Below are 1,970 nucleotides of genomic sequence, written 5' to 3' on the forward strand. Positions count from 1 at the left end.
ATTCTAAGCCGCTCGAATTCTGCTTGTGCTTGTTGCAGTAGCTCTCTAGAAAGCCTTGGTCTTCCAGCTTTTTGACTAAGCTGTGCAAGCGCTGAGAATCGATGCTTATCGACAAACCAAGCAATGGTTCGCCATTTACAGGTAAGGCTTCACACTCCAATGGCATTGGCACGCCTACCACAAGATAATCACCAGCAGCGTAAGTAACGGGTCTATCGCCAATATAGATGTTCTTTTTGCCCTGCCCGAGCATGATAATACCCGACTGGTAAGTGAATGGCTGACGTTGATTCCCGCCACTGCTTCTATACAACCACACACCGCCAATTTCAGTTTCTCTGATCCCTTCGAGATCATCCCAACCTTTGTGTTCTACATAAGACTGTAACAACTGCGCGAGTGTTTTCATAAGTGGCGACTTTCCATTCCAAGTGCTAAGAGTAAGTAAGCTAAAGCAGAGAAAGAATATCAACTTTGTAGAAATAGGCAATTTATTTGGAGAATCAGCTCTTCATCACCCTAGATTACTGTACTAATATGCAAATATAGAAATTGAGCAATCAAATAAAATAACAAATTGAGCTTTACACAAGGAATCTCTAATGCAATTCACTTATGTTAACCCTACAGTTATCCACTTCGGCCAAGGCCAAATCAACGCTATCAACCAAGCGGTTGATACTTCGAAGAAAGTACTAGTCATCTACGGTGGCGGTTCAATCAAAAGCAACGGTGTTTACGACCAAGTTGTCGCTTCTCTAAAGGATCACGCTTGGATTGAGTTCGCTGGTGTTGAAGCTAACCCAACCAAAGAGACGCTAGATAAAGCCGTCGCTCTTGTTAAAGAAGAAAACGTAGAGTTCATTATCGCTGTTGGCGGTGGTTCAGTAATCGACGGTTCTAAGTACGTTGCTGCGGCAGCTAAATACGACGGCGACGGTTGGGATATCCTAGCGGGCAAACACCAAGTTACTGAAGCAACCCCTATTGGTGCTGTACTGACACTCCCTGCGACAGGTTCTGAATCTAACATGGGTGCTGTAATCACTCGTAAAGAGACTCAAGAGAAACTGGCGTTCATGAACCCTGCAGTACAACCTAAGTTCGCGGTTATGGACCCAGACGTAATGAAGTCTCTGCCAGAGCGCCAACTGATCAACGGTCTAGTTGATGCGTGGGTTCACGTATGTGAGCAATACATCACAATGCCAACAGACGCGATGGTTCAAGACGGTTACGCAGAAACACTGCTTAAGAACCTACTTGTACTGGGTAAGCAATACGACGAGCGTGACAACGACGCATGGCGTGCAAACCTAATGTGGACTGCAAACCAAGCGCTTAACGGCCTGATTGGTACTGGCGTTCCTCAAGATTGGGCAACACACATGATTGGCCACGAATTCACAGCACTATGGCACGTAGACCACGCACGTTCTCTTGCGATTGTTCAACCTTCACTACTTCGTAATCAAATCGAAGCGAAGCGTGGCAAGCTAGAGCAAATGGGTCGCAACGTATTTGGCCTAGAAGCGGGTGCTGATTTAGCCGAGCGCACTATTGCTGCAATCGAAGCCTTCTACCACAGCCTAGACGTTGCAACTATGTTCGACGGTTACGAAGCAACGAAAGCGGCAGCAATCGACAACGTTGTTGCTCAACTTGAATCACACGGTTACCTAGAGCTTGGCGAGAACAAAGCAATCACGCCTCAGAAAACACGCGAGATTCTAGAGTCTGCAATTCAATAACAGTCAAAATTAGAGCAAGGAAAACAAGGTTCTAAAGAAAATCACCATAATCTAAAAATTTATTCCGTGAAACTGAACCAAATTCTTTGCCTTTGCGTATATCCTCAAGCAGCGTCCAAATCAGGCGCTGCTTTTTAATTAGCCCTACAAGATGCTATTAAATTCTCATAAGTCCTTAATTTAATGTGCAATCATATTTCTATATTGTTAAGGTAAACC

General features: G+C 44.8%; 2 protein-coding genes. One reads left to right on the forward strand and one right to left on the reverse strand.

Annotated elements, in window-relative coordinates; genetic code table 11:
- Window positions 1–409, reverse strand: a 409-nt coding sequence (locus tag AB4653_RS26935; protein WP_372105766.1) for an AraC family transcriptional regulator, incomplete at its 3' end; no start/stop codon positions are given.
- 193 nt (window positions 410–602) lie between these two features.
- Here AB4653_RS26935 and AB4653_RS26940 point away from each other — a divergent pair.
- Window positions 603–1,751 (forward strand): iron-containing alcohol dehydrogenase, encoded by a 1,149-nt coding sequence (locus AB4653_RS26940; protein WP_009845513.1) that lies wholly within the window; start codon window positions 603–605, stop codon window positions 1,749–1,751.
- Window positions 1,752–1,970: the final 219 nt, after the last annotated feature.

Source organism: Vibrio sp. 10N.222.48.A3 (assembly GCF_041475345.1).
Classification (GTDB): domain Bacteria; phylum Pseudomonadota; class Gammaproteobacteria; order Enterobacterales; family Vibrionaceae; genus Vibrio; species Vibrio tasmaniensis_A.